The following is a 23,305-nucleotide window of genomic DNA, read 5'->3' on the forward strand; positions in this document are numbered from 1 at the left end:
CTATGACGGTAGTGACGGTGGGAATCATTGGGATCATGACGGTGCTGATGGCGGTTCAGCTAAAGAGCATGAAAGGGGAATACGGTCTGTATCTGGTGCTGGCAGCAGCCTGTGTGATCTTTTTTTACGGAACACTGAGACTGCGGGGAATTCTGGAGGGGATGCAGAAAATCCAGAACATGATCCGCATTAATCCGGTTTATTTAAATACATTGCTGAAGATGACGGGAATCACCTACATTGCGGAGTTCTCTTCCGGAATCTGTAAGGACGCAGGGTACGGAGCCCTTGGAACCCAGATTGAGATATTTGGAAAACTTTCCATCCTGGCAGTCAGCCTTCCGGTCATTCTGGCGCTTCTGGATACGCTGCAGGGGCTTTTGGCATGAGGCGGGGGAGCAAGTGGCTGGTTTTGCCTGTAACCGGCCTTTTTTTATTCGGTGTATTCAGCGGGCCGGAAAGCCGGACGTGGGCTATGGATGCGGCTGGCGCGGCCCGGGAAACTGGTGCGGAGGTGGATGAGCCGCCGGAGACGGGACAGGTACCGGATACCATGGATACTACTGGTGAAATTGTCGTGGATGAGTCGGATGGAATGTTTGACGCGGTGGAGGCGGCGCTTTCGGGGGACGGGCTCTCCGGTATCGGAGATATTGAGACATATTTAAGGCAGGAACTGGGCGATTCCAGCCACCGGCTTACCTTTGGGGACCTGATGAGAGCACTGGCATCCGGCAATATGAGGGAGGCGGCATCCCTGTGCCTGGAGGGACTGCGCCAGGAAATTTTTGGAGAACTGCAGGGAAAGGAACGCATGGCCGGGCGACTTCTGGCTCTGGGACTTTTTGGTGCGCTGTTTGCCGGGTTTTCTGAGGTGTTTTCTGGCGGGCATATAGCAGAAACCGGCTTTTTTCTGACTTATCTGATGGCCTTTGCGCTTTTGGCAGCGGTGTTTCGGGAAAGCGCGGAGGCTGCGGCCCGGATTTTAGACAGCCAGATCCAGTTTATGAAGGTACTGCTTCCTTCTTATTTCACTGCAGTAGTGTGGTCCGGCGCGGGACTTTCTTCCGCGGCCTGGTACGAGGCGGCCCTGTTTCTGATTGCGGGAGTGCAGAAGCTTTACGCGGGACTTTTACTCTCGCTGGTGCGCATCTATTTTCTGTCGGTCATGGCAGGTTCCATGGTAAAGGAAGATATGCTGTCCCGGATGCTGGATCTTTTAAAATCCGCAGTTCAGTGGGGCAGCCGGTCTTTGATCGGTCTTGTCCTGGGGTTCCAGTTAGTCCAGGGCATGGTGCTCCCTTATGCGGATTCTGTAAAAAATGCCGGGATGCAGCGGCTTTTGCAGGCCATTCCGGGCATTGGGTCCGGGGCCGGGGCGGTGACGAAGCTGATGCTGGGGTCTGGCGTGCTCATCAAAAATGCCATGGGAGCGGCAGCGGTTCTTCTTCTGTTTCTGTTTTCCATTGTGCCTCTGGCAAGACTGTTTGTGCTCTACCTGATCTACCGGGGGGTGGCGGCGGTGCTGCAGCCGGTGGCGGATAAGCGCCTGGTGGTCTGTTTAAGCGGTGCTGCCCAGGCTCAGAAAATGCTTTTGACGGTGACCGCTTCCTGTTTTTTACTCTTCGCAGTCACCATAGCCCTGATCTGTCAGGGAACCAATGCGGCTTATCTGGCATCGTAACAGAAAGGAGGCAGGCTTGTGACGGCAGTTTACGAGTGGATCCGGAACCTGACAGCGTTTTTTCTGTTTTTATCTGTAATGGAAAATCTGCTGCCGGGGCAGAAGTACGGAAAGTATATCCGGCTATTTGCGGGTATGGTGCTGATCCTTCTGGCGGTGGAGCCCTTTACTTCCGGGTTTAATCTGGATGAGGTGCTGGCCCGCAGCTATGAGGATCTGGTGATACGCGGGGAGGCGGGAGAACTGAAAGAGCAGCTTGGGGCAACAGAGCAAAAACGCCTTGGGCAGATTTTGTCGCAGTATGAGGAGGCAGTTGGCCGGGATGTAAGGGAGCTTGCGCAGTCCTGCGGACTGACGGTCATGGACTGCCGTGTCCGCATTGAGGGTGATGAAGACAGCCCGGAATTTGGAACAGTGCGGGAAATTGCGGCAGTTCTTCCGGCGCAGTCCGCACAGGCAGAAAAAGAGAAGCTGTCAAACAGGATTCAGGAATATTATGGTCTGGAGGAGCAGTATGTGGAAATTGAAATTGCCGGAGGGGAAGGACCGGTGGATCTTTCTCCTGACAGTGGGCGTGATTCTTTGTATTCTGGCATTTCCGGCGGGCAGTAAGAGCAGCCGGATGGCACTTCCGGTCTCCCGGAGCGCGGATGAGGCCGTAACAGCGTCCGGGCCAGGCGGCCAGGGTGCTGCGGCTTATGAGCGGGAAATGGAGGAGCGGGTGCGGGAAATTCTGCGGGGCGTTTCCGGTGTGGGAGAGGTGGATGTGATGATTGTCCTCAAATCTTCCGCGGAAAAGGTGATACAGGTAGACAACAGTACATCAAAATCGGTAACCACAGAAAAGGGAAGCGGTACAGACCGGGCGGTGGAGAGCCTGGAGCAGGAACACAGCACGGTGCTGACGGGAAGCGGGAGCGGACAGGAGCCGGTGGTAGCGAAAGAAGTCTACCCGGAGATCGCCGGTATCGTCATCAGTGCCTACGGGGGCGGCAATCCATCCGTGCAGGCAGAGATTTCCGAGGCCATGGAGGCATTATTCGGGCTTCCGGCGAATAAAATAAAAGTGTTAAAGCGGGTGGAGTAAAAAAGGAGCGTCGGTATGAAGCTGAAACGGGAAGGAACACCAAAACAGGACATGAATATGAAGAAACTGTTTCGAAGAAATCAGATCATCATTACGACTCTGGCCATCATGATCGCGGCTGCCGGATATCTGAATTACGCGGGAAAGCGGGAGCTGGAGGCCAGTGCCGGAGACGGAATCTACCAGGCAGGAACCTTTGATATTTCCGAGGAGGATCTTCTGGCGGAAAATCAGAAAAACGGAGCCGGGGATACGGCGCTGATCGAGGAGGCACAGCCGCAGGCAGAGGGCAGTGAGCTTCAGGCAGAGGCCACTCAGGGCGGAACTCTTTTGGCGGAAACAGATGCTGGAACAGAGCTTGCTGAGATTGACAGCTGGGACAGCGATGAGGAGGCCGGCATGGAAAATCCGGGGGAGGCAGTGCTCACCAGCGGCCTTACGGTTTCCGATTACATAGCCGGTGTGCAGCTGAACCGGGAGCAGATTCGGGCAAGAAATAAGGAAACTTTAAATTCTATCATCAACAGCACGAATATTGACGAGGCTGCCAAGCAGGAGGCCATCCAGAATATGATCACCATGACCGCGGTAGCGGAAAAAGAGAATGCGGCGGAGACTCTTTTGCAGGCCCGGGGTTTTGCGGATCCGGTGGTGAGCCTGACGGATGGAAAGGTGGACGTGGTGATCAACGCGCCCTCCATCACGGACCAGCAGCGTGCCCAGATTGAAGATATTGTGAAGCGCAAGACCGAGGTTGGAGCGGAAAACATCATCATTACGCTTTTGAATCTGGAGGATTAAAACACAAAAGCCCCTTTGCAAATCAGGGCAGATTTGTTATACTATAGAAAATAAGGATTTCCAGCGGAAACTGTGAAATCTGTCTGATCTGAGGAGGGAATACTGTGGCTGAGTTAGAAGGAAGAAATACACATAAATTATATGAAAAAGAGATGATGGGTGAGGTGCGCATCGCGGATGAAGTCGTAGCCATTATTGCAGGCCTGGCAGCGACTGAGGTAGATGGTGTGGATTCCATGGCCGGCAATATCACCAATGAGCTGGTAGGAAAGCTTGGCATGAAGAACCTGTCCAAGGGCGTGAAGGTAGATGTGACGGAGGAGCATGTGTCCGTAGATCTTTCCTTAAACATAAAGTACGGCTACAACATCCCGGATGTGAGTGAGCGCGTTCAGGACCGTGTTAAGTCCGCCATCGAGAACATGACAGGACTTACCGTGCTGGATGTCAACATCCGCATTGCAGGCGTCAACATTAACGAGCAGTAAAAAGAAAAACAGAAAACAAAGTCAGAACAGAAGGCTGGTCCGGAAACGGATCGGCCCTTTTTTGTTTTCAAAATCACCACTGAGTGGTAGGTCCAATCCGTAAAATGTTGTAAAAAAGTGTGACAATAAAATATCGATGGTTACATTTTCCAGAGAAAGGTGCTATAATCCATGGATGTTTCCAGAGAAGAACAATTTTTATTATTTGTGACTAAAAAGGAAGATAAGGAGGGAATGATGATGAATCTTGCATTTTGTATTCCATTTGCAGGACTTCTGCTTTGTATCGCGATGCTGCCGCTGGTAAAAGCAGAATGGTGGGAAGCGCACCAGCCCCATGCGGTCGTATTCTGGTCGCTGCTGTTTGTGCTGCCCTTTGCATTTGTGTATGGCCCCGGGCAGGCATTTGAGAAGGTGTTGGAGTGTATCGTAGATGATTATCTGACATTTATCATTTTGCTGTTCGGTCTTTTTTGTGTTTCAGGCAACATTACCCTGGAGGGGGATCTGGCGGGTTCCCCGCGCATCAACGTGGGCCTTCTTCTGATTGGCACCATGCTTTCCAGCTGGATTGGCACCACCGGTGCCAGCATGCTGATGGTGCGTCCCATTATCAAGATGAATGCCTGGAGAAAACGGAGAAGCCATATTATGGTGTTCTTTATTTTCCTGATCTCCAACATCGGCGGCTGCCTGACCCCGATCGGGGATCCGCCTCTTTTAATGGGATTTATGCGCGGGGTTCCGTTTTTCTGGAGCCTGCATCTTTTTCCGGTTCTTTTATTTAATGTAGTGATCCTGTTGACCATCTTTTATTTTCTGGACCGCAGGGCTTATCGGAAAGATATTGCGGAGGGCTTAAAGCCAGATATCAGCAAGCCGGGCACGGAAGTCCACATTCTGGGACTTCATAACCTGATCTTTCTGGCTATGATCGTGGCTGCCGTGATCTTAAGCGGAACATTACCGGGCATGGCAGCGTTTCAGGATGCGGAAGGAGCAGTTCGCGGAATTCATCTGTTTGGCGAGGTAACCTTAACTTATCCGGCCCTGATTGAGGTGGTGATTATTCTTGTGGCAGCATTTTTGTCCTTTAAAACCACAAGTGTGGAAATCCGCCGGAAAAACCACTTTACCTGGGGTGCAATCCAAGAAGTTGCTGTTTTGTTTGTAGGCATCTTTATTACCATGCAGCCGGCCCTCATGATCTTAAAGGCAAACGGCGCAAGCCTTGGATTAAACAAGCCCTTTGAGATGTTCTGGGCAACAGGATGCCTCTCCAGCTTTCTGGACAACACACCGACTTACCTGGTATTTCTGACCACGGCCGGGGCACTGGGCTTTACGGAGGGGATGCCAACCATTCTGGGTACCGTTCCGATTGCCATGCTGGAGGCTATCTCCTGCGGAGCGGTATTCATGGGAGCCAATACCTACATCGGCAATGCGCCGAACTTTATGGTCAAATCCATTTCTGACGAGAACGGTATCCGGATGCCTTCATTTTTCGGTTATCTGCTCTGGTCTATTACATTTCTGATTCCGGTATTTTTACTGGACATGCTGGTATTCTTTTTATAAGGAGGGAAACAGACTATGGAATATACACAGGAAAGCCTCCGCGAGCTTGCGGAGCGCATCTATGATCTGGATGCAGAAGTTTATACCCGTCTGGGCTCCTCTCTGGGACGCGTGTTCAACCGCGACCGGGAACGCTGTGTGACTGATCTGGTACAGCTGATGATGCAGCGGGACAGCGGCCATCAGCTGCGCAGTGAGCTGGCGCTGATCAGCAATATGGCCAGAACCATTCCGGATAAGGAAAGCCGCTCCATGGTTATGCGGGAGTATACCAGCATTCTGCATGAGGTGCTGGCACTGCCCACCAGTTTTGGTGACGGCGATGTGCTGGACCAGAAGATGGCTAGCTTAAATACCTTAAACCTGGAGAACCGCTTCTCTGGCAAAGATCATTTGATCATCTGCATCAGCCGTACCTATGGCTGCGGCGGCAATGAGATTGGCTTTACCCTGGCAGACCGCCTGCGGATTAACTATTATGACGCGGAGATTTTCTCTGCGGTATTAAAACGCCTGGAGGCAGAAAAAGATCATGTGAAAGACTTAAGCAGCTATCCGGGCAAAGAAATGGATAAGGCCAATCAGGAAGCGGCTTTCGCGAAGCCGCAGAAGATGACCTTAAAGACTTGGGCTTCTGAGTTCAGCCGCTATCATGGTCTGAGTAAGCGTGATGCCATCTTTTTCAACCAGAGTGATCTGATCTGTGACATGGCAAAACATGAGGACTTCATTGTGATGGGCCGCTGTGCTGATGTGATTCTGACGAACAATCACATTCCGCACATCAGCATTTTCATCACAGCGCCCTTTGAACAGCGCCTGCGCCGTGCCATGGAGCTCCATCCGGGCTTAAGCGCAAAAAAGGCAAAGCATCTGCTGAAAAAGCTGGACCGGGATCATCAGGACTATTACCATTTCTTTACCGGAAGAAAATGGGGTAATGCCTCCAATTATGACCTGTGCTTAAACAGCGCAGCCTACGGTATTGATGGATCCGTAGATTTTATCCTGCGTATGCTGGACCGGGAAGGAAAGACAAACCTGCCGCGGTAGGAGAAACTTTGCCAGGCAACTGGCTGCGAGAGATTTCAGCGCAGGAGCATGATCCGGCCTGCCTTGCCGCGTGATCAGCTGTGAAACAGCACAATTCCGCCGATGGCAATGAGGGCACCAAGAACCTTGCGCCACTCAAAAGGAGCTTTTTCTACGCCGAACCATCCAAACAGCTCAATAGTGTAAGCAATGATGATCTGGGTCACTACAATAAAAAGCGTGGCTTTTGCGGGGCCCAGCCCGTCCATGCTGCGGATGACGGTCCAGGTGATAAAAGCGCCAAGTATTCCACCGACAGCCATGTACCAGGGCCGTACGGAGAGGAGTGAGGAGACCGGCGTCCTCTCAGAAAAGAGCCAGAGGATGAGACAGGTGAAAAAAGCCGTGAGCTGGACCCACCCGGCGGAAAGCCAGATGCCGGTCTGGCGGGTCAGACCGGTATTTAAGACACCCTGGATGCTCATGAGGGCGCCGGACAAAAGGGCAATCAGAAAACCAAACATAGCAGGATCTCCTTTTCTGGGAAAATAAAAACTTCAGCCGCATAAGATATGCTTTAGTGTGTCTTATGCGGCTGTTTTTATACCTCGCACGAACTGTATTGTGAAAGTGAAAAAAGTGTGGTATGATAATGCGTAAGATTGGTAGCTGTCCGCCCATCTGCGCCCGCGCACTGAACGGGAGGGCACGGAACAGCTATAAGCAGGAGGAAGAAAGACAGATGACCAGAAGAGAAATGCGGGAGCATTGTTTTAAAATTCTGTTTGGAGTAGAGTTCTACCCGACGGAGGAGATAAAGGCCCAGGTGGAGCAGTATTTTGACGCTCCGCAGGAGGACGATGTAGCGGAAAACGGAACAGAAGAAGTAGTCCACAATGTAGAAATGAAAGAAGTTGACCGCACCTTCTTAACCGACCGCGTGGCAGGAATTGCCGGAAAGATTCCAGAGCTGGATGCCCGCATCGATGAGGTAGCCCAGGGATGGAAGACCAGCCGTATGGGAAAGGTAGAGCTTACCATTTTGCGCCAGGCTGTTTACGAGATGCAGTATGACAGCGAGGTGCCGTCTAAGGTAGCTATCAACGAGGCGGTAAATCTTGCGAAGAAATTCGGCGGAAAGGATTCACCGGCCTTCATCAACGGTGTGCTGGCGAAACTGGTAACCGAGGCATAATATGGCCAGCGTTTATTCGGTTTCCCAGGTGAATTCCTACATTAAGAATATGTTTGCCCAGGACTTTGCCCTCAGCCGCATTACGGTGCGGGGCGAGGTCTCAAACTGCAAGTATCATACATCAGGACATATTTATTTTACGCTGAAGGACGGGACCGGAACTCTGGCGGCAGTCATGTTTGCCGGCCAGAGGAAAGGTCTCTCTTTTCAGTTACAGGAAGGGCAGCAGGTGGTGGTGACCGGCTCGGTCGATGTCTATGAGCGGGACGGAAAGTACCAGCTGTATGCCAGAAAGATTGAGCAGGAGGGCCGTGGGGATTTATACCAGCGGTTCTTAAAGCTTCGGGACGAACTGGAAGAGATGGGCATGTTCGCGCCGGAGTACAAGCAGCCCATTCCTCGGTACGCAAAGACCGTGGGCGTTGTGACAGCTCCCACTGGAGCGGCTATCCGGGATATCATGAATATCACGAACCGAAGAAATCCGTATGTCCAGCTTGTCTTATATCCGGCTCTGGTGCAGGGAGCAGGAGCCGCTGCTTCCATCACAGCCGGAATTCGTACCCTGGACCGCATGGGCCTGGATGTGCTGATCGTGGGGCGCGGAGGCGGTTCTATTGAGGACCTTTGGGCGTTCAATGAAGAAATTGTGGCGCGGGCTATTTTCGACTGCGCAACCCCGGTCATCTCCGCAGTCGGTCATGAGACCGATGTGACCATTGCGGATTACGTGGCAGATCTGCGGGCACCGACTCCGTCTGCGGCGGCAGAACTGGCTGTATTTGATTACCGCCAGTTTGAGTCAGCAAGGCTTTCTTACCAGGCAGCGCTGAATCAGGCCATGGAACGAAAAAAGGAGCTTGTCCGTTACCGCACAGAGCAGTACCGTCTGCGTCTGAAGCTGCATGATCCGGAGCGGAAGCTGCGAGAGCAGAGGCAGCGCCTTACAGACACGGAAGATGCCATGAAGCGTGCCATGGAGCAGAAGCTGACGGCAGCGCGCCACCGTCTGGCACTCCTTAGCGGGCAGCTGCACGGCTTGTCACCGCTGGCAAAGATCAGCAATGGCTATGGCTTTGTGATGGACGCGGAGGGAAAACGACTCACATCCGTCGGCCAGACCGCAGCCGGAGATGCCATTACAATTCGGATTGCCGACGGAAAAATCCAGGCGCAGGTAACGGAAACTGTGCCGTATCAGGAAACGCGGGATCACGGGCCGAAAAGCCACGGCTGAGGCAGAACATCCTGTGTATGGCAAAAGACCGGGCGGAACAAAAAGGAGCAGATATGGAAAAATCAATAGAGCAGACCTTTGCAGAGCTGGATGAGCTGCTGGAAAAGCTGGAATCTCCGGATACCACACTGGAGGAGTCTTTTGCCTGTTATGAGACGGGTATGAAGCTGGTGAAGGCCTGCAATGATAAAATCGATAAAGTAGAAAAACAGATGATCATCCTGCAGGGAGGTGCAGAGGAAGATGGAGATGCGTGAAGAACTGAAGAAACGGACCAGTGAGGTAGAAGCGGTTGTAGAAAGCTACCTTCCGAAAGAAGAAGGACATCAGAAAACCATTTTTGAGGCGATGAATTACAGTGTGCGTGCAGGCGGCAAGCGTCTGCGCCCCATGCTGATGCAGGAGACCTACCATCTGTTTGGCGGCACGGAACGCGCTGTAGAGCCCTTTATGGCAGCCATGGAGATGATTCACACATCCTCCCTGATCCACGATGACCTTCCCTGCATGGACAATGACGAACTCCGCCGCGGCCTTCCCACCACATGGAAGAAATTTGGCTACGACATGGCAGTGCTGGCAGGAGATGCCCTGATGATCTATGCGTTCGAGACGGCAGCGAAAGCGTTTGCCATAACAGCTCATCCGGACCGGGCAGCAAAAGCCATTCAGGTACTGGCTGAGAAGACAGGCATCTACGGCATGATCGGCGGCCAGGTGGTGGACGTGGAACTGACCGGAAAGCCGATTCCGCAGGAAAAGCTGGATTTCATCTACCGGTTAAAGACAGGTGCGCTCTTAGAGGCTTCCATGATGATCGGAGCCATTCTCGGCGGCGCATCGGAGAAAGAGCAAAAGCGTGTAGAAGAGATTGCTTCGGCAGTGGGCCTGGCATTCCAGATTCAGGATGATATCCTGGATGTGACCAGCACCAGCGAAGAACTTGGCAAGCCGGTCTTAAGTGATGAGAAAAATCAGAAGACAACCTACGTGACACTGGTTGGGCTGGATCAGGCAAAGGCTGACGTGGCAGAAATCTCTGCCCGTGCGGTCAGCCTGTTAAAGGAACTCCCGGGAGAGAATCTGTTCCTGGAGAACCTGGTCACCATGCTGGTAGAACGGAAAAAATAGGAGAAGTTACGGGAGTTGCAAAAACCATGATTCTGGAACACATAGAAGGTCCGTGGGACGTGAAAAATTTAAGTCCGGAGGAGTTAAAAACACTGGCAGCCGAGATCCGGCAGTTCCTGATTGAGAAAATCAGCGTGACCGGCGGGCATCTGGCTTCCAATCTGGGTGTTGTGGAACTGACCATTGCCCTGTACCTGGCATTTGATCTGCCAAAAGATAAGGTTATCTGGGATGTGGGGCATCAGTCTTATACCCACAAGATTTTAAGCGGGCGCCGGGAAATGTTTGACGAGCTGAGACAGTACGGAGGTATGAGCGGTTTTCCAAAACGCAAGGAAAGCCCATACGATTCCTTTGATACCGGACACAGCTCTACCTCGATTTCCGCAGGACTTGGCATTGCCCAGGGCCGGGATCTCTTAGGGGAGGATTATGCGGTCATTTCTGTGATCGGAGATGGCGCGCTGACGGGCGGCATGGCCTATGAGGCGCTCAACAACGCGGCGCACCTGAAAAAGAACTTTATCATTGTACTGAACGATAACAACATGTCTATCTCGGAAAACGTGGGTGGCATGTCCAAATATCTGAGTGGTCTGCGATCCGGTGTGGGTTACAATGAACTCAAACGCCAGGTATCGGAGACTCTGCTGAAAATTCCGGTAGTCGGCGCCGGGCTGGTGGAAAAGATCAGCCGCACCAAAGACAGCATCAAACAGCTGGTCATTCCGGGCATGCTCTTTGAAAATATGGGCGTAACGTATTTGGGCCCGGTGGATGGCCATGACATCAAAACTATGGTCAAGACCTTCAAAGAAGCGCGCAGGATGGATCATGCGGTATTAGTGCATGTGCTGACCAAGAAGGGAAAGGGCTATGCTCCGGCAGAGAAGAACCCGTCCCGGTTCCACGGTATCGATCCGTTTGATATCGCGACCGGAAAATCCTTAAAGGAAAAGGTATATCCAACTTACACCGACGTATTCTCAAAGAAAATCTGCCAGCTGGCAGAGATAAATCCACGCCTGGTTGCTGTTACGGCGGCCATGCCGGACGGAACCGGATTAAAGGCATTTTCCAAATGCTATCCGGACCGCTTCTTTGATGTGGGAATTGCGGAACAGCATGCAGTGACCTCCGCGGCAGGCATGGCGGCAGCCGGATTAAAACCGGTGGTAGCGGTGTACTCCTCCTTTCTGCAGAGAGGATTTGACCAGGTGCTCCATGATGTCTGCATCCAGAATCTTTCGGTGGTCTTTGCGTTAGACCGGGCAGGACTGGTAGGAAGCGACGGGGAGACTCACCAGGGCATTTTTGATCTGTCGTATTTAAGCTGCATCCCGAACATGAGCATTATGGCTCCGAAAAACTTATGGGAGCTGAGAAAAGAACTGGAATTTGCCGTATGTCATTATGATGGACCGATTGCCATCCGTTATCCGCGGGGGCAGGCATACCGGGGATTAAAGGAATTTGATGCGCCCATCGAATACGGAAAGGGAGAAATGCTTTACGAAGGCAGCCGCATTGCCCTTCTGGCGGTGGGCAGTATGGTGAGCACCGCAGAACACGTGCGGGAAAAATTAAAGGGAGCCGGTTTTACCTGTACCCTGGCGAATGGACGCTTCATCAAGCCCGTGGACTATGGACTGGCGGACCGTCTGGCAAAGAGCCACGAGCTTCTGGTTGTCTTGGAAGAAAATGTGCTCCAGGGAGGCTACGGCCTGCAGGTAAAGGCTTACGTGCAGGAGCATTATCCGGAGGTGCAGGTCCTGACCATTGCGCTGCCGGACGCCTATGTGGAGCATGGCAATGTATCCGTGCTGCGGCAGGAGTTGGGAATCGACAGTGACTCCGTGATCCGTACCATGAGAAAAACATGGGAGCCACTGGAAGATGCCATGAAGGGAATCATAGAAGAGAAAGAGGAAAACAAATGAAGGAAAGACTGGATATCCTGATTGTAAATAAAGGGCTTGCCGCATCCAGAGAGAAGGCAAAGGCCATCATCATGTCGGGAATCGTATATGTAGACGGACAGAAGGAAGACAAGGCTGGTTCCATGTTTGAGGAGACTGCCAATATCGAAGTGCGCGGCGCAACCTTAAAGTATGTCAGCCGCGGCGGCCTGAAATTAGAAAAGGCCATGACTCATTTCGGCGTGGAATTAAAAGATAAGATCTGTATGGATGTAGGTTCCTCCACCGGCGGCTTTACCGACTGTATGCTGCAGAACGGCGCGGTGAAGGTCTACGCGGTGGATGTAGGCCATGGCCAGTTAGACTGGAAACTTCGCAATGACCCGCGGGTGGTCTGCATGGAAAAGACCAACATCCGTTATGTGACTCAGGAGGATATCGAGGACAAGATCAATTTCTCTTCCATCGATGTGTCCTTTATCTCCCTGACGAAGGTATTGGGACCGGTAAAAGCGCTTCTGGCCGATGACGGACAGATTGTCTGCCTGATCAAGCCACAGTTTGAGGCAGGAAGAGAGAAGGTCGGAAAGAAGGGCGTGGTGCGTGAAAAGAGCACCCACCTGGAGGTGATTGAGAAGGTCATCGAATTTGCGGTGAGCATTGGATTTGAAATTCTGAATCTGGAGTATTCCCCGATCAAGGGACCGGAGGGAAATATTGAGTACCTTCTCTATCTTCAGAATCATACCGACGGACAGACTTATCCGGAGTATCAGGTGGACGCGAAAACCATTGTGGACGCAGCTCACGGAGAACTGGATAAATAACAGGAGACAATATGAAGCATTTTTACCTGATCGCCAATCCCTCCAAACCGGGGGCCCTGGATATGGCGGAAAAACTTGAGACAGAACTTTTGCGGCGAGGGGCTTCCTGCGTGCATGCACGGGGCTATACACGGGCTGATCAGATTCCGGCAGATACGGAGTGTATCATCACCCTGGGGGGCGATGGAACCCTGATCCAGGCATCCAGAGACTTAATCAGTCTGGATCTTCCCATGATGGGCATTAACATGGGACATCTGGGATATCTTACCCAGGTATCCCGGGAGGAATCCATGGAGCCGGTGCTGGATGCTCTTTTATATGATTCCTTTACACTGGAAAAGCGCATGATGCTGGAGGGCAGTGTGGTGGGAGCGCAGAAAATGGTAAAGGGAATTGCCTTAAATGAGATCGTTCTGACCAGACAGGACGTGCTGCAGATGCTGCACTTCCAGGTGTACTTAAATGATGTGTTCTTCAACGAATATATGGCAGATGGCATCATTGCGGCCACGCCAACCGGTTCTACCGCATATAACCTTTCGGCCGGAGGACCGATCGTGGCGCCGGGAGCGCAGCTGATGGTGCTGACGCCCATCTGTTCCCATTCCTTAAACGCGCGGAGCATTGTGCTTTCGCCGGAGGACCGCATCAGCATCCGTCTGGTGAAATGGTCCGGCGGCAAATCCTACTCGGCGGTATTTGACGGGGACCAGGTGTTCCCGCTTCGCTACGGCGAACGGCTGGAAATTTGCAGGGCACCGAAGTATACCACCCTGATCCAGCTGAAAAATGTATCATTCCTTGAAAATATCAGACAGAAAATGGACCGTATTTAACGGAGGTAACCGATGAAACTGGAACGTCACAGTAAAATTGTGGAACTGATAGGAAAATATGAGATTGAAACCCAGGAGGAACTGGCAGAACGTCTGAAACAGGCGGGCTATAAGGTCACGCAGGCAACGGTTTCCCGTGATATCCGGGAACTGAAGCTGACTAAGATTCCATCGGAAAACGGGCGCCAGCGCTATGTGGTCATGCAGAGCCAGACGGCTTTCAGTGACAAATATATCCGAATTTTAAAGGACGGGTATGTCTCCATGGATATGGCACAGAATATTCTAGTGATCAAGACAGTATCCGGCATGGCCATGGCTGTGGCTGCGGCACTGGATGAGATTCATTTCCATGAGATCGTGGGCTGCATTGCGGGTGATGATACCGTCATGTGCGCGGTACGCAGCGTGGATGATACCATTCTTCTGATGGATAAATTAAAAAAACTGATCTCTGCCCGATAGGCGAAAAGGAGGTGCAGCAATGCTTTTGGAACTGCATGTAAAGAATCTGGCGCTGATCGAGGCGGCAGATGTGGAACTGGAGGACGGCTTAAACATTTTGACCGGTGAGACCGGTGCCGGAAAGTCTATCATGATCGGTTCGGTAAATCTGGCCCTGGGGCAGAAGGCCTCCAGGGAGATGATCCGAAACGGCGCGGAGTACGCCTACGTGGAGCTGGTTTTCTCAGTGGACCCGGAAAAGGAAGAAGCGCTGCGGGCGCTGGATGTGGTGCCGGATGAGAACGGCATCCTCATCATCAGCCGCAAGATCATGGCATCCCGCAGCTTAAGCCGCATCAATGATGAGACCGTCACTGCGGCCAGGTTAAAACAGGTCACTTCTCTGTTGATCGATATTCATGGACAGCATGAGCATCAGTCTCTGCTCCATGCCTCAAAACATCTGGAAATTCTGGATACCTACGCCAAATCCCGGGCACAGCAGCTAAAAGAACAGACGGCAGCTCTCTATACAGAGTATACCCGTCTGGAGAAGCAGTTAAACCAGCTTGTCACAGACAGTGAGAGCCGCAGGAGAGAGGCAGATTTTCTGCGTTTTGAAATCGAGGAGATTGAAAACGCCCAGTTAAAGGCAGATGAAGAAGAAACACTGGCGGCCCGCTGCAGAAAATATGGAAGCGCAAGACGGATCATGGGAAACCTGTCCGCGGCTTACCGCGCGGTGGACGCGGAGGCGGTGGGCAATGCCCTGCACCAGGTCGGCGAGGTGGTGGAGTTTGACCCGGAATTAAAGGCCATTCAGGATCAGCTTTACGATGCGGAGGCGGTATTGTCCGATGCGCATCATGCGATTGGAGAATACCTGGGACAGCTCGATTTTGATGAGCAGGCTTATCAGGAGGCCCAGGAACGTCTGGACCTGATCCGGGGCCTGGAGGCAAAGTATGGCGGAAGCCTGGAACGGACCGAAAAAGCGTTGGAAGAAAAGAAACAACGTCTGGAACAGCTGGAGCATTTTGATGAGTACCGCATGCAGCTGGAGCAGCAGTATCAGAAGGCGGAGAAAAAACTGGAGGCGGTGAGCACAGAGCTTTCCGCAGTCCGTCAGGAAGAAGCAAAAAAGCTTACGGAGAAAATCAGGGCCGGCCTCATTGATTTAAATTTCCTGGATGTCCGGTTTTCCATGGAATTTCGCCGTCTGCCTCATTACACGGCATCCGGTTTTGACGAGGCGGAATTTGTGATTTCCACAAACCCTGGCGAGCCGGAGCGCTCTCTGGGTCAGGTGGCATCCGGCGGTGAATTATCCCGTATTATGCTGGCTATCAAAACTGTATTGGCAGACAGCGATGATATTCCGACCCTGATCTTTGATGAGATTGACACCGGCATCAGCGGCCGTACAGCCCAGAAGGTGGCGGAAAAGCTGGCGGTCATCTCCAGAAACCATCAGGTTATCTGCATTACCCATCTGCCACAGATCGCTTCCATGGCGGACTGCCATTTTGAAATTAAAAAATCCACGGACGGAGCCAGCACAAAGACCAGAATTGCCCGATTAAAAGAGGAGGATGTGGTCACAGAGCTGGCAAGACTGCTGGGCGGCGCGCAGATTACAGATGCTGTGATCCAGAATGCCAGAGAAATGAAGAAACTGGCCCGGCAGACAAAAACTCACAACTAAAAACTGACAGTGTGAATTTTTTATTCCGCACACATACTAGAAAGGAGCTTACAAAAGGCTCCTTTTTCGTTACTTAAATTTGCCGCAGGATGCGTCAGGCGGCGTTTTCACGAACAGGAGGAATGCGGGATGAGAAAAACATGCAGGGCAGGAAAAAGGGCGGGAAAATATTTTTACCGGATCCTTATCTTGGTATTCTGGGCAGGCCTGGTCTTTACGGCGGGTTATGGCTGGTACTATGCCGAGCATCAGATTCCGGAACATTTCAGTGTTGCGGAGGGGGAGGAAACCTCCTTCTCCCTGGATCTGCCGCTTTACACGACACTGCTGAGCGAAAGTGAAGAGGTGATCCTGAAAGGAGATTCCGGCATCCCGCAGGATGAAATCCGAATCCGGCCGGACCAGGAGTTTTCCCTGTATGCCAGAAAGGATGGAAACTTCCGGCTGGGTCTGAAGCTTTTCGGGACCATTCCGTTTAAGGAAATCAGTGTGAATGTGGAAGATGCCTGTTACGCGGTTCCCTGCGGAATGCCAGTGGGAATCTATTTAAAATCCAGGGGCGTCATGGTCATTGGAACCGGCAAAGTCACAGATGAAAACGGAAGTGAGGCAGAGCCGGCTTACGGGATTTTACAGTCCGGCGATTATATTGAGGCAATCAACGGGGAGCCGCTCTCAGATAAAGAAGCCCTGATCACAAGTTTAAACCGCATGGGGGAGAGCGAGGCGCTTTTGCGGGTGCGGCGGGGAGGCAGGGAACTGGAACTTTCCGTGGATACGGTGAAAACGGCGGACGGAAGCCGGAAACTTGGTGCCTGGGTGCGTGATGACACCCAGGGAATCGGTACCATGACCTATTTAAAGCCCGATGGAGGCTTTGGGGCGCTGGGGCACGGCATCAGTGATAGTGATACCGGGCGAGTGGTGGAGATTGAAAATGGAGCGTTGTATGAGACTGAGATTCTTGGGATTGAAAAGGGGAGCGCCGGAAATCCGGGCGTGATGGCGGGGGTGATCTATTATGGCCCCGGTTCCAGACTGGGCAGTGTGGCACAAAACACGGACTGCGGGATTTTCGGAACGGCAGGGCAGGCATTCTGTGACGCGGTGGGGCAGCAGACCATGGAAGTAGGACACCGGCAGGATGTGAAACGGGGGAAAGCCTGGATCCGAAGCTGTGTTTCCGGGGAAGCCTGTGACTATGAAATCGAGATTCAGCGGGTGGATTACAGTCCGGCAAAGGAAAACAAGAGCCTGGTGTTTCAGGTTACAGATGAGCGGCTTTTGCGGCTCACCGGAGGAATCGTGCAGGGGATGAGCGGCAGTCCCATTCTTCAGAATGGAAAGCTTGTCGGTGCGGTGACACATGTGTTTGTACAGGATTCAACACGTGGATACGGAATTTTTGTGGAAGATATGCTGAAAAAATAAAAATTTTCGGAAAGGTGTTATATCTGCCATGTTTGATTCGTTATATAAGATGACAGCCGCAGACGGGCAGCAAAAAAACGACATTCCCTGTCAGTTCGGGACAGCATATACCATCGGAGCAGACGGTGGCCTGCATGTCGTGTCGAATTGTGCGGGGGTACGTCGAAGGATGCGGGGAAAGCAGGTTGCTGCCTGACAAAGACGGCTAGTATAATACGATTTATGTAACACTCCGGCATATTTGCAGGAATGTGACGGATCTGGAAGCAGGAGGAATGGATCATGGCTGAATTAAATATTGCGATTGCAGAAGATAACCCGCTGATGCTGGAATTACTTGGCAGCATTCTGGAAGAGGAAGATGGATTCCATGTGGTTGGAAAAGCAGACAATGGAGAAGACGCCTATCAGATGATCATGGATAAAAAGCCGGATATTGTACTTCTGGATGTGATCATGCCGAAGCTCGATGGCATTACGGTTCTGGAAAAGGTACGCGCGGCGAACATCGGCAAAGATATGCCGGCAGTCATTATGGTGACCGCGGCGGGAAATGAAACGGTGGCATCGGCGGCCTTCCGCAATGGTGCCAGTTACTATATCTTAAAACCATTTGACCGGGAAGTGCTTCTCGACAAGATCCGTCTTGTGGCACAGGAGCGGCTCCGCATGAAAATGCCATCTGTTGTTCGGGAAAAGCCGGCAGATACTTACATGAACAAAGGGGATTACATACGTCGGAATCTGGAGGATGATGTGACCCAGCTTCTCCATGAAATCGGGATTCCGGCCCATATCAAGGGATACCAGTATCTGCGGGATGCCATCATCATCTCCGTGGAAGAAAAGGAGATGTTGGTTTCTGTGACGAAGGTTCTGTATCCGGCTATTGCGAAGAAGCACGGCACTACCGCAAGCCGTGTGGAGCGGGCAATCCGTCATGCCATTGAGGTGGCATGGAGCCGCGGACAGCTTGAGATGATCGATGAGATTTTCGGTTATACGGTGAACAGCGGAAAAGGAAAACCAACCAACTCTGAATTTATTGCACTGATCACAGATAAGATCCGCCTGGATTATAAACGTGCACTCTGATATTACGGATGGTCTGCTTCAAAATCAAAGTTTCATAAAGATTTTACTTCCTAAAACGGTATAAATCATGTATACTGATAAGTAAGACAGTCAGCTAGGGGGCAGACTGGTGCAGAGGAGGGGTTCGTATGAAGAACATATTATTTGTCGCATCAGAAGCAGTTCCATTTATCAAGACAGGAGGGCTTGCTGATGTGGTTGGTTCTTTGCCAAAGTGCTTTGACAAGGAGTATTTTGACGTTAGGGTCATGATACCGAAATATCTGTGCATTCCGGAAAAATGGCGCAATGAGATGACTTATATCGATCATTTCTATATGGATTATCTGGGACAGAGCCGTTATGTCGGAATCATGCAATACATCTACGATGGGATCACGTTTTACTTTATTGATAATGAATCCTATTTCGGTGGCCCGAAGCCGTACGGTGACTGGCTGTATGACCTGGAGAAGTTTTCCTTCTTCTGTAACGCGGCATTGTCCGCGCTTCCGGTCATTGGCTTCAAGCCGAATGTGGTGCACTGCCATGACTGGCAGACCGGCCTGATACCGGTATACTTAAAAGACCGCTTCCGCGGCGGGGAGTTCTTCACGAACATGAAGTCTGTTATGACCATCCATAACTTAAAGTTCCAGGGTGTCTGGGATGTGAAGACAATCCAGCGTTTTTCCATGCTTCCGGATTATTACTTCACGCCGGATAAACTGGAGGCCTACAAGGATGGCAATATGTTAAAAGGCGGTATTGTCTTTGCGGATGCCATCACCACGGTGAGCCAGACTTACGCAGAGGAGATTAAGATGCCGTTCTACGGCGAAGGCCTTGACGGCCTGATGCGTGCCCGTTCCGGAGACCTGCGCGGTATTGTGAATGGCATTGATTATGACGAGTTCAATCCGGAAACCGACAAGCTCATTGCGCAGCCGTACAACGCAAAGAATTTCCGCAAGGAAAAAGGCAAGAATAAGAAGCAGCTTCAGGCACAGCTTGGCCTTCCGGTCGATGAAAAGAAATTTATGGTGGGCATTGTTTCCCGCCTGACGGATCAGAAGGGACTGGATCTGGTACAGTGTGTCATGGACGAGCTCTGCAGTGATGACATGCAGTTTGTGGTTCTGGGAACCGGGGACGAAAAATACGAGAATATGTTCCGTCACTATGACTGGAAGTATCATGACCGGGTGTCCGCTCAGATCTATTATTCCAACGATATGTCCCACAAAATCTATGCAGGCTGTGACGCGCTTCTGATGCCGTCCCTTTTTGAACCATGCGGTTTAAGCCAGCTGATGGCACTGCGTTACGGCACGGTGCCGATTGTGCGTGAGACCGGCGGATTAAAGGATACGGTAGAGCCTTACAATGAGTACGAAAGCCGCGGAACTGGTTTCTCCTTCTCAAACTACAACGCTCATGAGATGTTAGATACCGTCCGTTACGCAAAGTATATTTACTATGACAAAAAGCGTGAATGGAACAAAATCATCGACCGGGCTATGGCAGCAGATTTCTCCTGGCAGCAGTCTGCCGGCAAATACCAGGAACTCTACGACTGGCTGATCGGTTATTGATGTCTGGTGCTGTTTGCGCAACGCGTGAGCAGTAGCAAATGAAGTTACAGTTCACGGAAAGCAGGATTACAACATGGGATTTTGGGATAAACTTCTGAGCAATGAGGTACTCATCAGCGCAATTGTGGGATGGACCGTTGCCCAGATTTTAAAGACACTGATTGATTTTGGACTGAATAAAAGCTTTACCCCGGAACGGCTTGTGGGCTCCGGCGGCATGCCAAGCTCCCACTCCGCAACGGTCTGTGGGCTGACTACCGCTTCCGCACTGTGCTACGGGGTGGAGTCGTTCCAGTTTGCCATCAGCTTTGTACTGGCTGCGGTGGTTATGTATGATGCCATCGGTGTCCGTCAGGAGACCGGAAAACAGGCAAAACTTCTAAACCTCATCATGGAGCAGGACTGGTTCAATTTAAACAATCAGGAGATTCAGAAACGGTTAAAGGAGTTTGTGGGTCATACACCGCTTCAGGTAGCCGCGGGCGCTGCGCTGGGCATCATTCTGGCATTTGTGGTGCACCAGAGTTATTTATAAGCTTCGCTAAAAACAAGTTGACAGAAAAAAACGGATATGCTATTATATTCTGGTATGAGTTAACGCCGGGACCCAGTCTTTTGGATACTCCAACCACAGACCTGGTTTACGGTGAGTAGAATATTTTTAAGGAGGAAATCAACATGATTTCAAAGGAAAAGAAAGCAGCAATCATCGCTGAGTACGGCAGAAAAGCAGGAGATACCGGTTCACCGGAGGTTCAGATCGCAATCCTGACCGCAAGAATTGCAGAGCTGACTGAGCATTTAAAGAGCAATCAGAAGGATCATCATTCCAGACGTGGTCTGTTAAAGATGGTAGGTCAGAGACGTGGTCTTCTTGACTACTTAAAGAAAACCGACCTGGAAGGCTATCGTGCTCTGATTGAAAAGTTAGGCATCAGAAAGTAATTAGGACGTTAGGGTGGAGAGGTCATCTCCACCCTTTTGTTTTTTCCGTTTTATGATATTTTCTGGAAGGCATATCCCGAAGCCGCTGCTGTGTATACAAGCCTTTGTGTACAGAGCAGTAGTTTCGGAGCCTTCTGTGAATATATAGAATTTAAAATAGAAAGAGAAAAGGAGACAACCCATGTACAAAAGTTTTAGTATGGAACTTGCCGGAAGAACTCTGACTGTTGATGTGAACAGAGTTGCAAAGCAGGCAAACGGCGCAGCATTCATGCACTATGGTGACACCACCGTATTATCTACCGCTACCGCATCTGACAAACCGAGAGACGGTATCGATTTCTTCCCGTTAAGCGTGGAATATGAAGAAAAATTATACTCTGTAGGAAAAATCCCGGGAGGCTTCAATAAGAGAGAGGGCAAGGCATCTGAGAACGCAATCCTGACTTCCCGTGTCATCGACCGTCCGATGCGTCCGCTGTTCCCGAAGGATTACCGCAACGATGTAACCTTAAACAACATGGTTATGAGCGTAGACCCGGAGTGCCGTCCGGAATTAGTGGCTATGCTGGGTGCTGCTATCGCAACCTGCATTTCCGATATCCCGTTTGACGGTCCGTGTGCCATGACCCAGATTGGCATGATCGACGGTGAGTTCATTATCAACCCGTCCCAGGCCCAGTGGAAGCAGGGTGACTTAAACTTAACTGTAGCATCTACCCGTGAGAAAGTGATCATGATCGAGGCCGGAGCAAATGAGATTCCGGAGGCAAAGATGATCGAGGCAATCTACAAGGCTCACGAAGTGAACCAGGAGATCATCAAATTCATCGATACCATCGTGGCAGAGTGCGGTAAGGCAAAACACAGCTACGAGAGCTGCGCAATTCCGGAAGAGCTGTTTGCAGCTATCAGGGAGATTGTAACTCCGGAGCAGATGGAAGAGGCAGTTTTCACCGATGACAAGCAGACCCGTGAGGAGAACATCCGTCAGATCACTGAGAAGCTGGAAGAGGCTTTTGCAGACAATGAGGAGTGGCTGGCTGTCCTTGGCGAGGCTGTTTACCAGTATCAGAAGAAGACTGTTCGCAAGATGATCTTAAAAGATCACAAGAGACCGGATGGCCGTGAGATCACCCAGATCCGTCCGCTGGCAGCAGAGGTTGATCTGATTCCGCGTGTACATGGCTCCGCTATGTTTACCCGTGGACAGACCCAGATCTGCAACGTCTGCACCCTGGCTCCGCTGTCTGAGCAGCAGAAGTTAGATGGCCTGGATGAGAACGAAGTATCCAAGCGCTATATGCATCACTATAACTTCCCGTCCTACTCTGTAGGTGAGACCAAACCGTCCAGAGGACCGGGACGCCGTGAGATTGGTCATGGCGCACTGGCTGAGCGTGCCCTGATTCCGGTACTGCCGTCTGAGGAAGAGTTCCCGTACGCAATCCGTACCGTATCCGAGACCTTTGAGTCCAACGGTTCTACCTCCATGGCATCCACCTGTGCATCCTGCATGTCCTTAATGGCAGCAGGCGTACCGATCAAGAAGATGGTTGCAGGTATTTCCTGTGGTCTGGTTACCGGCGATTCTGACGATGATTTCGTTCTGTTAACTGATATCCAGGGCCTCGAGGACTTCTTTGGCGATATGGATTTTAAGGTAACCGGCACCACCGATGGCATCACCGCTATCCAGATGGATATCAAGATCCATGGCCTGACCAGACCGATTGTAGAGGGTGCTATCGCAAGATGCCGTGAGGCAAGACTCTTCATCATGGATACCTGCATGAAGCCGGCTATCTCTGAGCCGAGAAAAGAGGTTGGCAAGTATGCTCCGAAGATTGACCAGATCAGCATCGACCCGCAGAAGATCGGTGATGTGGTTGGAAAGCAGGGCTGCGTGATCAACAAGATCATTGAGGAGACCGGCGTGAAGATCGACATTTCCGAGGAGGGCAACGTAGCAATCTGCGGTACCGACAAAGAGATGATTGAGAAAGCAAAGAGCATCATCAAAAATATCGTGACGGATATTGAACCGGGACAGATTATTACCGGTAAGGTTGTCCGCATCATGCCGTTCGGCGCGTTCGTAGAGCTGAAGCCGAAGAAGGATGGTATGATCCACATTTCCAGACTCTCTGACAAGCGCGTAGAGAAGGTGGAAGACGTTGTCAATATCGGTGATATAGTAACCGTGAAGGTTCTTGACGTAGATAAGATGGGCAAGATCAGCCTCAGCATGAAGCCGGGCGACCTTGCAAAGAAGGAAAGTGAAAACTAA

The 23,305-nt window shown here is 51.4% G+C and carries 24 protein-coding genes; 23 read left to right on the forward strand and 1 reads right to left on the reverse strand.

Annotation, left to right across the window (positions count from 1 at the left end):
* The first annotated feature begins 2 nt into the window (after nt 1–2).
* From DWY84_RS03470 to DWY84_RS03505, 8 genes are all read left to right on the forward strand, one after another.
* A complete protein-coding gene (locus DWY84_RS03470; RefSeq protein ID WP_118530870.1) occupies nt 3–389 on the forward strand; it encodes a SpoIIIAC/SpoIIIAD family protein in 387 nt (128 codons plus the stop codon).
* Nucleotides 386–1,684 (forward strand): stage III sporulation protein AE, encoded by a 1,299-nt coding sequence (locus DWY84_RS03475; RefSeq protein ID WP_118530872.1) that lies wholly within the window; start codon nt 386–388, stop codon nt 1,682–1,684. Before DWY84_RS03470 ends, DWY84_RS03475 begins: the two co-directional genes overlap by 4 nt.
* A gap of 18 nt (nt 1,685–1,702) precedes the next feature.
* Nucleotides 1,703–2,296, forward strand: a complete 594-nt coding sequence (locus DWY84_RS03480) for a stage III sporulation protein AF (RefSeq protein WP_118530874.1) — start codon at nt 1,703–1,705, stop codon at nt 2,294–2,296.
* 10 nt (nt 2,297–2,306) lie between these two features.
* Nucleotides 2,307–2,771, forward strand: coding sequence for a stage III sporulation protein AG (locus DWY84_RS03485; protein ID WP_347560756.1), 465 nt, complete (start codon nt 2,307–2,309; stop codon nt 2,769–2,771).
* A 15-nt stretch (nt 2,772–2,786) separates the two neighbouring features.
* Nucleotides 2,787–3,572: a SpoIIIAH-like family protein gene (locus DWY84_RS03490; RefSeq protein WP_243024736.1), complete on the forward strand. Its 786-nt coding sequence runs from the start codon at nt 2,787–2,789 to the stop codon at nt 3,570–3,572.
* 152 nt (nt 3,573–3,724) lie between these two features.
* On the forward strand, nt 3,725–4,060 hold the full coding sequence (locus tag DWY84_RS03495) for an Asp23/Gls24 family envelope stress response protein (RefSeq protein ID WP_118531089.1): 336 nt from the start codon (nt 3,725–3,727) through the stop codon (nt 4,058–4,060).
* A gap of 234 nt (nt 4,061–4,294) precedes the next feature.
* Nucleotides 4,295–5,641 carry a sodium:proton antiporter gene (locus tag DWY84_RS03500; RefSeq protein ID WP_243024737.1) on the forward strand — a complete coding sequence of 449 codons (1,347 nt, stop codon included), beginning with the start codon at nt 4,295–4,297 and terminating at the stop codon, nt 5,639–5,641.
* 15 nt (nt 5,642–5,656) lie between these two features.
* Complete coding sequence (locus DWY84_RS03505) at nt 5,657–6,694, forward strand: cytidylate kinase-like family protein (protein ID WP_118530880.1); 1,038 nt, start codon at nt 5,657–5,659, stop codon at nt 6,692–6,694.
* A gap of 74 nt (nt 6,695–6,768) precedes the next feature.
* Here DWY84_RS03505 and DWY84_RS03510 read toward each other — a convergent pair whose 3' ends face one another.
* On the reverse strand, nt 6,769–7,197 hold the full coding sequence (locus DWY84_RS03510; RefSeq protein WP_118530882.1) for a DMT family transporter: 429 nt from the start codon (nt 7,195–7,197) through the stop codon (nt 6,769–6,771).
* Between the two features lie 218 nt (nt 7,198–7,415).
* Here DWY84_RS03510 and nusB point away from each other — a divergent pair, with 218 nt between their 5' ends.
* From nusB to DWY84_RS03585, 15 genes are all read left to right on the forward strand, one after another.
* Nucleotides 7,416–7,868: a transcription antitermination factor NusB gene (gene nusB, locus DWY84_RS03515; protein WP_118530884.1), complete on the forward strand. Its 453-nt coding sequence runs from the start codon at nt 7,416–7,418 to the stop codon at nt 7,866–7,868.
* A gap of 1 nt (nt 7,869) precedes the next feature.
* Nucleotides 7,870–9,105, forward strand: a complete 1,236-nt coding sequence (xseA, locus tag DWY84_RS03520; protein ID WP_118530886.1) for an exodeoxyribonuclease VII large subunit — start codon at nt 7,870–7,872, stop codon at nt 9,103–9,105.
* 53 nt (nt 9,106–9,158) lie between these two features.
* Nucleotides 9,159–9,362, forward strand: coding sequence for an exodeoxyribonuclease VII small subunit (gene xseB, locus DWY84_RS03525; RefSeq protein ID WP_347560757.1), 204 nt, complete (start codon nt 9,159–9,161; stop codon nt 9,360–9,362).
* Nucleotides 9,349–10,236, forward strand: coding sequence for a polyprenyl synthetase family protein (locus DWY84_RS03530; protein ID WP_118530891.1), 888 nt, complete (start codon nt 9,349–9,351; stop codon nt 10,234–10,236). Before xseB ends, DWY84_RS03530 begins: the two co-directional genes overlap by 14 nt.
* A 26-nt stretch (nt 10,237–10,262) precedes the next feature.
* The gene (dxs, locus tag DWY84_RS03535; protein ID WP_118530893.1) at nt 10,263–12,176 is read left to right on the forward strand and encodes a 1-deoxy-D-xylulose-5-phosphate synthase; all 1,914 of its coding nucleotides are present in this window, start codon (nt 10,263–10,265) and stop codon (nt 12,174–12,176) included.
* Nucleotides 12,173–12,982 carry a TlyA family RNA methyltransferase gene (locus DWY84_RS03540; protein WP_118530895.1) on the forward strand — a complete coding sequence of 270 codons (810 nt, stop codon included), beginning with the start codon at nt 12,173–12,175 and terminating at the stop codon, nt 12,980–12,982. The genes dxs and DWY84_RS03540 overlap by 4 nt, the downstream gene beginning before the upstream one ends.
* Before the next feature lie 11 nt (nt 12,983–12,993).
* Nucleotides 12,994–13,821 carry an NAD(+)/NADH kinase gene (locus tag DWY84_RS03545; RefSeq protein ID WP_118530897.1) on the forward strand — a complete coding sequence of 276 codons (828 nt, stop codon included), beginning with the start codon at nt 12,994–12,996 and terminating at the stop codon, nt 13,819–13,821.
* 12 nt (nt 13,822–13,833) lie between these two features.
* Nucleotides 13,834–14,286, forward strand: a complete 453-nt coding sequence (argR, locus tag DWY84_RS03550) for an arginine repressor (RefSeq protein ID WP_118530899.1) — start codon at nt 13,834–13,836, stop codon at nt 14,284–14,286.
* A 19-nt stretch (nt 14,287–14,305) separates the two neighbouring features.
* Nucleotides 14,306–15,970 (forward strand): DNA repair protein RecN, encoded by a 1,665-nt coding sequence (recN, locus tag DWY84_RS03555; RefSeq protein ID WP_118530901.1) that lies wholly within the window; start codon nt 14,306–14,308, stop codon nt 15,968–15,970.
* A gap of 129 nt (nt 15,971–16,099) precedes the next feature.
* Nucleotides 16,100–17,401 carry a SpoIVB peptidase gene (gene spoIVB / locus DWY84_RS03560; RefSeq protein WP_118530902.1) on the forward strand — a complete coding sequence of 434 codons (1,302 nt, stop codon included), beginning with the start codon at nt 16,100–16,102 and terminating at the stop codon, nt 17,399–17,401.
* Between the two features lie 282 nt (nt 17,402–17,683).
* Nucleotides 17,684–18,496, forward strand: coding sequence for a sporulation transcription factor Spo0A (spo0A, locus tag DWY84_RS03565; RefSeq protein ID WP_118530903.1), 813 nt, complete (start codon nt 17,684–17,686; stop codon nt 18,494–18,496).
* Nucleotides 18,497–18,624: 128 nt separating this feature from the next.
* Nucleotides 18,625–20,070 carry a glycogen synthase GlgA gene (gene glgA, locus DWY84_RS03570; RefSeq protein WP_118530905.1) on the forward strand — a complete coding sequence of 482 codons (1,446 nt, stop codon included), beginning with the start codon at nt 18,625–18,627 and terminating at the stop codon, nt 20,068–20,070.
* A gap of 73 nt (nt 20,071–20,143) precedes the next feature.
* Complete coding sequence (locus tag DWY84_RS03575; RefSeq protein ID WP_118530906.1) at nt 20,144–20,605, forward strand: divergent PAP2 family protein; 462 nt, start codon at nt 20,144–20,146, stop codon at nt 20,603–20,605.
* 143 nt (nt 20,606–20,748) lie between these two features.
* A complete protein-coding gene (gene rpsO / locus DWY84_RS03580) occupies nt 20,749–21,015 on the forward strand; it encodes a 30S ribosomal protein S15 (RefSeq protein ID WP_118530908.1) in 267 nt (88 codons plus the stop codon).
* A gap of 181 nt (nt 21,016–21,196) precedes the next feature.
* The gene (locus DWY84_RS03585; RefSeq protein WP_118530910.1) at nt 21,197–23,305 is read left to right on the forward strand and encodes a polyribonucleotide nucleotidyltransferase; all 2,109 of its coding nucleotides are present in this window, start codon (nt 21,197–21,199) and stop codon (nt 23,303–23,305) included.

The sequence above is a fragment of the Clostridium sp. AF27-2AA genome (assembly GCF_003478505.1).
Lineage (GTDB): Bacteria > Bacillota > Clostridia > Lachnospirales > Lachnospiraceae > Brotaphodocola.

Bases quoted from the DNA above. Each gene is read 5' to 3' on its own strand.
- xseB (WP_347560757.1), top strand. From the start codon at position 9,159: ATGGAAAAATCAATAGAGCAGACCTTTGCAGAGCTGGATGAGCTGCTG.
- DWY84_RS03485 (WP_347560756.1), top strand. From the start codon at position 2,307: ATGGCACTTCCGGTCTCCCGGAGCGCGGATGAGGCCGTAACAGCGTCC.
- spoIVB (WP_118530902.1), top strand. From the start codon at position 16,100: ATGAGAAAAACATGCAGGGCAGGAAAAAGGGCGGGAAAATATTTTTAC.
- nusB (WP_118530884.1), top strand. From the start codon at position 7,416: ATGACCAGAAGAGAAATGCGGGAGCATTGTTTTAAAATTCTGTTTGGA.
- DWY84_RS03505 (WP_118530880.1), top strand. From the start codon at position 5,657: ATGGAATATACACAGGAAAGCCTCCGCGAGCTTGCGGAGCGCATCTAT.
- rpsO (WP_118530908.1), top strand. From the start codon at position 20,749: ATGATTTCAAAGGAAAAGAAAGCAGCAATCATCGCTGAGTACGGCAGA.
- DWY84_RS03575 (WP_118530906.1), top strand. From the start codon at position 20,144: ATGGGATTTTGGGATAAACTTCTGAGCAATGAGGTACTCATCAGCGCA.
- recN (WP_118530901.1), top strand. From the start codon at position 14,306: ATGCTTTTGGAACTGCATGTAAAGAATCTGGCGCTGATCGAGGCGGCA.
- DWY84_RS03510 (WP_118530882.1), bottom strand. From the start codon at position 7,197: ATGTTTGGTTTTCTGATTGCCCTTTTGTCCGGCGCCCTCATGAGCATC.
- DWY84_RS03500 (WP_243024737.1), top strand. From the start codon at position 4,295: ATGATGATGAATCTTGCATTTTGTATTCCATTTGCAGGACTTCTGCTT.
- DWY84_RS03475 (WP_118530872.1), top strand. From the start codon at position 386: ATGAGGCGGGGGAGCAAGTGGCTGGTTTTGCCTGTAACCGGCCTTTTT.
- argR (WP_118530899.1), top strand. From the start codon at position 13,834: ATGAAACTGGAACGTCACAGTAAAATTGTGGAACTGATAGGAAAATAT.
- glgA (WP_118530905.1), top strand. From the start codon at position 18,625: ATGAAGAACATATTATTTGTCGCATCAGAAGCAGTTCCATTTATCAAG.
- DWY84_RS03530 (WP_118530891.1), top strand. From the start codon at position 9,349: ATGGAGATGCGTGAAGAACTGAAGAAACGGACCAGTGAGGTAGAAGCG.
- DWY84_RS03585 (WP_118530910.1), top strand. From the start codon at position 21,197: ATGTACAAAAGTTTTAGTATGGAACTTGCCGGAAGAACTCTGACTGTT.
- DWY84_RS03490 (WP_243024736.1), top strand. From the start codon at position 2,787: ATGAAGCTGAAACGGGAAGGAACACCAAAACAGGACATGAATATGAAG.
- DWY84_RS03540 (WP_118530895.1), top strand. From the start codon at position 12,173: ATGAAGGAAAGACTGGATATCCTGATTGTAAATAAAGGGCTTGCCGCA.
- DWY84_RS03470 (WP_118530870.1), top strand. From the start codon at position 3: ATGACGGTAGTGACGGTGGGAATCATTGGGATCATGACGGTGCTGATG.
- spo0A (WP_118530903.1), top strand. From the start codon at position 17,684: ATGGCTGAATTAAATATTGCGATTGCAGAAGATAACCCGCTGATGCTG.
- DWY84_RS03545 (WP_118530897.1), top strand. From the start codon at position 12,994: ATGAAGCATTTTTACCTGATCGCCAATCCCTCCAAACCGGGGGCCCTG.
- DWY84_RS03495 (WP_118531089.1), top strand. From the start codon at position 3,725: ATGATGGGTGAGGTGCGCATCGCGGATGAAGTCGTAGCCATTATTGCA.
- dxs (WP_118530893.1), top strand. From the start codon at position 10,263: ATGATTCTGGAACACATAGAAGGTCCGTGGGACGTGAAAAATTTAAGT.
- xseA (WP_118530886.1), top strand. From the start codon at position 7,870: ATGGCCAGCGTTTATTCGGTTTCCCAGGTGAATTCCTACATTAAGAAT.